The organism is Thermophilibacter sp. (assembly GCF_966187215.1).
In genome coordinates this window covers 1-7,444 of sequence record NZ_CBIFYV010000087.1, presented here as the reverse complement: position 1 = coordinate 7,444, position 7,444 = coordinate 1, and the positions used below count along the sequence as shown (strand labels likewise).

Annotated in this window: 6 protein-coding genes; 5 read left to right on the top strand and 1 reads right to left on the bottom strand. The window is 68.8% G+C overall.

Annotated elements, in window-relative coordinates:
* Positions 1-88 precede the first annotated feature (88 nt).
* Positions 89-1,486: a PTS fructose transporter subunit IIC gene (locus ACWTSU_RS07115; RefSeq protein ID WP_455139173.1), complete on the bottom strand. Its 1,398-nt coding sequence runs from the start codon at positions 1,484-1,486 to the stop codon at positions 89-91.
* A 356-nt stretch (positions 1,487-1,842) separates the two neighbouring features.
* Between ACWTSU_RS07115 and ACWTSU_RS07110 the strand changes: the two genes are divergently transcribed.
* From ACWTSU_RS07110 to ACWTSU_RS07090, 5 genes are all read left to right on the top strand, one after another.
* A complete protein-coding gene (locus ACWTSU_RS07110) occupies positions 1,843-2,850 on the top strand; it encodes a LacI family DNA-binding transcriptional regulator (protein WP_455139172.1) in 1,008 nt (335 codons plus the stop codon).
* Positions 2,851-2,906: 56 nt separating this feature from the next.
* Positions 2,907-4,574, top strand: a complete 1,668-nt coding sequence (locus tag ACWTSU_RS07105; protein WP_455139171.1) for a putative manganese-dependent inorganic diphosphatase — start codon at positions 2,907-2,909, stop codon at positions 4,572-4,574.
* The gene (gene yfbR / locus ACWTSU_RS07100; RefSeq protein WP_455139170.1) at positions 4,574-5,215 is read left to right on the top strand and encodes a 5'-deoxynucleotidase; all 642 of its coding nucleotides are present in this window, start codon (positions 4,574-4,576) and stop codon (positions 5,213-5,215) included. The genes ACWTSU_RS07105 and yfbR overlap by 1 nt, the downstream gene beginning before the upstream one ends.
* A 110-nt stretch (positions 5,216-5,325) precedes the next feature.
* A complete protein-coding gene (gene trmB / locus ACWTSU_RS07095) occupies positions 5,326-6,186 on the top strand; it encodes a tRNA (guanine(46)-N(7))-methyltransferase TrmB (protein WP_455139169.1) in 861 nt (286 codons plus the stop codon).
* Between the two features lie 59 nt (positions 6,187-6,245).
* Positions 6,246-7,418, top strand: coding sequence for a hypothetical protein (locus tag ACWTSU_RS07090; RefSeq protein WP_455139168.1), 1,173 nt, complete (start codon positions 6,246-6,248; stop codon positions 7,416-7,418).
* The last annotated feature ends 26 nt before the right edge of the window (positions 7,419-7,444 follow it).

Below are 7,444 nucleotides of genomic sequence, written 5' to 3'. Positions count from 1 at the left end.
AGGGTGAGACTTGTGGTTTGGGGTGCTTCGGACGGCGCCTCCGGGATGCCGGGCCCGCGGCGCGGGGCCCGGCAGGTGGTGCGAGCGACTACTTGTTGAGCTTGGGCTTCATGGCGACCAGGATCACCGCGGCGACCACGGCGCCGATCACGATGTCGAGGCAGAACAGCGGGATGTTGTTCGTGGCCAGGCAGACGATGAAGCCACCGTGCGGGACGTAGCACTGGATGCCCTGGATGGCGGCCAGGCCGGCGCCCACCGCGGAGCCGATGCAGATGCCCGGCAGGGTGTGGACGAGGTCCTTGACGGCGAACGGGATGGCGCCCTCGGTGATGCCGATGCAGCCCATGAAGATGGCGGAGATGCCCATCTGGCGGTCGGCGTCATCGAACTTGTTGCGGGCGATCAGCGAGGCGAGGCCGCAGGCGATCGGCGGGATGGCCACGGCGACGCGGAACATGCCGTTGGGGGCGTAGACCTGCTCGGCCATGAGGGCCATGGTGAACGTGGAGGCCGTCTTGTTGATGGGGCCGCCCATGTCGAAGGCGGTCATGACGCCGATGACGAGGCCGAGCACCACGGCGGAGCCGCCCTGCAGGTTGCCGAGGACGTCGATGAGCCAGCCCATGAAGATCGAAATCGGGTAGGCCAGGACGTAGATGTAGAACAGGCCGAGCACCAGCGAGGTCAGGATCGGGATGATCAGGACCGGCATGATGGTCTGGACGGTGCTGTTGACCTTCCAGGTCTTCATCCACTTGACGAAGTAGCCGGCGACGACGGCCATGATCATGGCACCGAGGAAGCCGGTGGAGACGGCGGTGTCGTTGACGGTGACCGGGTTGTTGACCAGGTAGCCGAGGACGAAGCCGGGGGCCAGGCCGGGCTTGCCCGCGATCGAGTAGGCGATGTAGGCCGCCAGGACCGGGATCATCATCGCGATGCCGGCGCTGCCGATCGTGTTCAGGTTGATCATGAACGGGTTGGTGACCGTCATGCCCGCGTCGCCCGCCTCGCCGGAGGCCAGCGAGAAGGCCAGGAACACGCCGCCGATGACGACGACCGGGATGAAGTACGACACGCCGGTGTTGAAGGCGTTGAGCAGGGTCTTGCCGAAGTCGGCGAACAGGCCCTTCTTCTGGCCCTCGGCCGCGGCGGCGTCGGCGCGCTTGGCCATCTCGACGGCCTGGTCAATGACCTTGGCCACGTCGGAGATGGCGTCGGAGGTGCCGACCTTCAGGAAGCGGTTCTCCTCGCGCTTGGTCTCGAAGCGGTCATCGCCCTCGATGCCCACGTCGATGGCGTTGACCACCATGTCGGCGGAGTCGACGTCGGCCTGCGTGAGCTCGTTCTCGATGCCGAGGCCGCCCTGCGCCTCGACCTTGCAGTCGATGCCGCGCTTGGCGCACTCGTCCTCGATCGCCTTCTTGGCGAGGTAGGTATGTGCGATGCCGACAGTGCACGCGCATACAGCTACGATTTTCATGCTCTCTCCAATCTGGTTCTCCCAGGGGAGGCCCTCAGCGTCCTCCCAGTGCCGAGAGCGCGTCGCGACCGCGCGCCCAGCTGTTCCTGCCGGCAGCCTTGCTGGGCTCATTGTGGTCGGCGGCGTCTCCACGCACAATTCAAATTCGGTAAATGCGCACGTAGATGGGTGTGTTTCTCGATTTTGTTAAGCGATTCACCAAGGCGGGACGGTCGCAAAATACGAGCCGTCCCGTTTGTCAAGAACTATTTGGACCTTTCGACGTGCGGCGTTAACCAGCGGTCTGCGGGGCCCCTGTGTGAAGGAATTGTGATGCGTTATGCTAGGCACCATAACATTTCAATGGAAGGGTGAGGATGACGCAGAAGCGCATGACGATAGCGGACATAGCGAGGCTCGCGAACACCTCCACGGCCACCGTCTCGCACTTCCTCAACGGCAAGTTCGAGAAGATGAGCGAGCAGACGCGCCAGCGCATCGAGCGGATCGTCGACGAGACGGGCTACTCCCCCAACGCGCACGCCCAGGGGCTCGTGAGCAAGAGCTCCGGCGTCATCGCCATCCTCATCGAGGACAACACCAACACCTGGGCCGGGCAGCTCGTGCGCGGCGTGGAGCGCGTGGCCCACGAGGGCGGCTACCTCACCGTGGTGTGCGACACCCACTTCGACCCCAAGGTCGAGCGCAGCTACGTGGAGAAGATGCTCTCGCTGGGGGTCGACGGCTTCGTGATCCAGCCCACCAACCACTACCGCAGCCTCAACGAGCGCCTCACGCGGGCCGGCAAGCCCGTGGTGTTCTACGACTTCAGCCTCGTCGACCTCAGCAGCACCTGGGTGAAGACCGACCTCTACGGCGGCGTCTACGACGCGGTGAGCGCCTGCATGGAGCGCGGCTACGACGCCTGCATGGTGCTCGCCGCCGACATCAACGGGGCCCGCACGCGCTCGGAGCGGCTGCGCGGCGTCTCGGACGCGCTCGCCGAGCGCGGCGTCTCCGCCGAGACCGTGCGCATCGACCACGAGACCCCGTCCGTCGCGGAGCTGCGCCACCACTTCGAGTACCGCATCGACCCGTCGCGCCGGACGCTCGTCTTCTGCCCGCACCAGTGGGCGCTCGCGCGCGTGGTCAGGGCGCTCGACACGCTGCGTCACCTGATGCCCGACCACATCGGGCTTCTCGGCCTCAACAACACCGAGTGGACCGAGATCACCGAGCCGACCGTGAGCACCATCGTCGAGCCCGTGGAGCGAGAGGGCGAGATCGCGTGCTCGCTGCTCATCGAGCGCATGCGCGACCCCGACGCGGCGCCGCGCCAGCAGATGCTCTCCTGCGAGACGCGCTGGCTGTCCTCGACCCTGTGAGGCGCGCGTAGTGGCACAATCTAGGCATTCGCACCCGACCCCTGAAGGAGCAAGCCATGCCTGAGGGTATCCGCAAGGTCAACGTCATCGGCCACCTGCACCCCGACACCGACAGCATCTGCTCGGCCATCGCCTACGCGCACCTCAAGAACGAGGTCGAGCACACCAACATCTACGAGGCCCGCCGCGCCGGCGCCGTCAACCGCGAGACCGCCTTCGTCCTGCGCCACTTCGGCTTCGACGAGCCCGAGCTCATCACCTCGGTCACCCCGCAGGTCAAGGACACCGAGATCCAGCGCCAGGGCGGCATCGACGGCGAGATGAGCCTGTTCCGCGCCTGGAACCTCATGCGCGACGCCAAGTGCGACACGCTCTGCGTCACGAGCGAGGACAACGACCTCGAGGGCCTCATCGCCGTCAAGGATATCGCCAACGCCAACATGGACGTCTTCGACACGAGCGCGCTCGGCAAGGCCGGCACCTGCTACGCCAGCGTCACGGACACGCTGGACGGCGAGATGATCCTCGGCGACCCCATGGGCCGCATCACCGACGGCGACGTCCACGTGGGCACCACGCCCGAGATGATGGAGGACGGCGTCCAGAGCGGCGACATCGTCCTGGTCACCAACCGCTACGAGACGCAGCGCTTTGCCGTGGAGCACGGGGCCAGCTGCCTGGTCATCTGCTGCAGCGCGCAGGCCTCCGACGAGGTGCTGGAGCTGGCGCGGGAGCACGGCTGCGCGGTCATCACCACGCCCTACGACACCTTCGCGGCCGCGCGCCTCATCACGATGGCGGTCCCGGTGCGCGCCAAGATGCTCTCCGAGGGGATCCTCAAGGTGAGCGTCAACACCACCATCGACGACGCACGCAAGATGATGGCCCGCTCGCGCCACCGCTTCTTCCCCGTCATCGACGAGAACAGCCACTACGTGGGCCTCATCAGCTCGCCGAGCCTGCTCACCGCCAAGAAAAAGCACGTCATCCTCGTCGACCACAACGAGCGCGCGCAGTCGGTCGAGGGTCTCGAGCAGGCCGAGATCATGGAGATCATCGACCACCACCGCATCGGCTCCATCGAGACCTCCAGCCCCGCCTACTTCCGCAACATGCCCGTGGGCTGCACCTGCACGATCGTGTACATGATGTACCAGGAGAACGGCGTTGAGATCCCGCGCGACATCGCCGGCCTCATGCTCTCGGCCATCCTGTCCGACACGCTGGCGTTCCGCTCGCCCACCTGCACCCAGGTGGACCGCCGCGCCGCCGAGGACCTCGCCCGCATCTGCGGCGAGGACATCCCCACCTACTCCGACGCCATGTTCGAGGCCGGCGCCGACCTCACCGGGCGCACCGCCGAGGAGGTCTTCCACCAGGACTTCAAGGTCTTCAGCCGCGGCAACGTCAAGTTCGGCGTGGGCCAGGGCAGCTACATGACCGAGAAGAGCCGCAAGGCGGCCGAGGCGCTCGTGGGGCCCTACCTCGCCGAGGCGGCCCGCAGCGAGGAGCTGCCGCTCGTCTTCTACCTGTTCACCGACGTCAAGAGCTCCTCGAGCGAGATCCTGTGGTACGGCGAGGGCGCCGAGGGCATCGTCTCGCGCGCCTTCGACGTGGAGCCCGAGAGCGGCCTGGCGCTGCTGCCGGGCGTGGTGAGCCGCAAGAAGCAGGTCATCCCCGCCCTCATGGCCACGCTGCAGAGCACGCAGGAGGACCAGGACTAGTGGCCGGCGCCAAGACGGGCGAGCCGCGGGGGCGTCGCGGGGAGGACTCCCACTTCCTCGCGATCCTCTCGCGCATGAAGTACATCGAGCGCTGGGCGCTCATGCGCAGCTCGCGGCCGGAGAACCTCTCGGAGCACGCGCTTGAGGTCGCCGTCATCGCGCACACGCTGTGCGTGATCGGCAACGTGCGCTACGGCCACGACCTCGACGCCGGGCGCGCGGCGCTCGTGGCGCTCTACCACGACGCGTCCGAGATCATCACCGGCGACATGCCCACGCCCGTCAAGTACCACGACGGGACCATCCGCGACGCCTACAAGGCGGTGGAGCGGAGCGCCGAGGAGCGCCTACTGGCCACGCTTCCCGACGACCTGCGCCCGGCGTTCGAGGACGTCCTGTGGGTGGCCGACGACGCCGACGACGAGGAGCGCCACCTCCGGCGGCTCGTGAAGGCGGCCGACAAGGTGTCCGCGCTCATCAAGTGCGTGGACGAGCGGAGGTCCGGCAACGCCGAGTTCGCGAGCGCCGAGCGGAGCTGCCGCGCGGCCGTCGACGCGATGGCTGACGAGCTCCCCGAGGTGGCCGACTTCGTGCACGAGTTTCTCCCCTCCTACGGCGCCACCCTCGACGACCTGCTGTAGCTTCCGAATTGGGACATTGGGGACGGAGGTGTTTGTCACCTCGGCGAACAAGACAAGCTTGATGAGGTGACAAACACCTCCGTCCCCAATGTCCCTCAGAATGGAGCCCCATGCCACACGCGCTGCACGCCCGTCTGCCCAAGAACTTCGTGCTGGAGGAGCGCCTGGAGCGCTACGGCCGCGCCATCGAGCTCGAGCCCGAGCGGCTGCGCGGGTGCTGGGCCGAGGCCTGCTGGCCCGGCATCGGGACGAGCGCGACCGCGGGCGCGGGGCGCTTCTCGGAGGTGCGTCTCGACCTGGGCTGCGGCAAGGGGGCCTTCGCGATCGAGGCGGCGCGCCGCAACCCCGACGTGCTCTACGTGGCCATGGACGCCGAACCCATCTGCGTGGCCTACGCCGCCCAGCACGTCTGCGAGAGCGGCCTTTCCAACGTGGTCGTGGTGCCCGGCAACGGGATGCGCGTGCGCGCGTTCTTCTCGCCCGGCGAGGTCTCGGTGATCCACCTCAACTACCCCACGCCGTTCCCGCGCAAGCGCGACGCACACCGGCGCATGTTCTGCCTGGAGCGCCTCATGGACTTCCGCGAGATCCTGGCCCCCGGCGGCGAGGTCCGGCTGCGCACGGACAGCCAGCCGCTCTTTGACTTCGCGCTCACGCAGGTGCCGCTCGCCGGCTACGAGGTCGTGCGACAGAGTCGCGACGCGCGCGCCGACGCGGCCGACGCTGACGTGCCACCGAGCGAGTATGAGCAGCGGCTGGGCGCGCAGGGCGCCCGCGTGCACGCGCTCACGGTGACGCCCGGGCCCGCGCCCGAGCACCCGGAGCAGACCGCGGAGCTCTCGCTCGCCGTGTACCTGCCGAGCGAGCTGGATGCGTCGAGCTACGTGCCGCACGGCATGGAGGCGACGGTCACCAACCTCCGCAACCGCCGTCTGCGCGAACGGTCGCGCGCGGCGGGCCGGAATGGGTAGGGTAGTAAGGTAGAAGAGACCCCGCGGCGCGACGCCGCGCCCATTCGAAAGAAGCAGACATGCCCAAGATGTCCGCAGGCAACCGCCTGTACCTGTATCAGCTGCTCTCGCGCGAGCTCGGCGTGGGACGCCAGACTCTGCTGCCGCGCGCCGAGGAGGCGCTCGCCGCCGACGGGCTCGAGCCGGCCGACCTCGGCTGCGAGAGCATGCGCGCGCTGTGCGAGCAGCTGAGCGAGTTCGTCAAGCTCACGGTCTTCAAGAAGGGGACCGTCTATGCCACGGTGCTCCCCTGCGAGGAGTACGACCGCACCCTCGCGCGCCCGAGCGAGGACAAGGCGCCGAGCGACAAGCCCTGGAAGCGCCGCAAGGGGGCCAAGGCGCTGCGGCCGGTCAAGCCGCGGCACATAGAGCGGGCTCCGGAGGAGCCCGCGGACGAGGCCGAGCCGGTGCCCGTGGTCGCGGAAGTGGCCGCGACGGCAGCCGCGACCGAGTCCGTGGCGGAGGCGGTGGCCGAGCCGGAAGCGGTGGCCGAGCCGGAGGCGGCGGACACGCCGGAGCCGGAAGCAGCGGCCGAGCCGGAACCTGAGCCCGAGGCGGCGGTCGCCCCGGAGCCGGAGCCCGAGCCCGCCCCGGAGCCGGAGGTGGAACCGGAGCCGGAGACGGCGGCCGCAGCCGAGCCCGAGCCCGCCCCGGAGCCGGAGCCCGCGCGCAGGCCGTCCATCTCGCTCAACATCACCTACGACCCCGACGAGGAGGGCGCCTCCCCCGAGGCCGTCCCCGCAGCGACGCCGCAGCCGAGCCCGGCGCCCGCGAAGCGCGCCGACGAGCTCCCCCACGACTTTCACGCCGACGTCCGCTGCCCCAGCGAGCAGCTCAGCACGCTCTACCAGGTACTCCCCCCGGACGTTGACCCCATGGCCACCCTCGAGGAGGACTTCCGCGTGGCACGTTCCACGGGCGCGCTCGACGGCACGCGCAGCAACGTGACGTTCTCCCTGCGCTACCTGCGCTCCGACGGATCGGCACCGGTCCGCGTCACGCTGCGGCGCTCGGCGCGCCCCGTGGGCGGCAAGCGCTGGACGCTCGCCGCGGTCGACGCCGGGAGCGCCGACGAGGTGGGGCTCGAGGGCCTGAGCGCCGCCACGCGCGGCCCCTGGTCCGCCTTCGCCGCGCGGCCCTGGGGGGGAGTCCCCCGCCCCAAGCGAACTAGCACCCAGAAGACCGACCCCTGATCCCTGAAGGAGGGGACTCACACCAC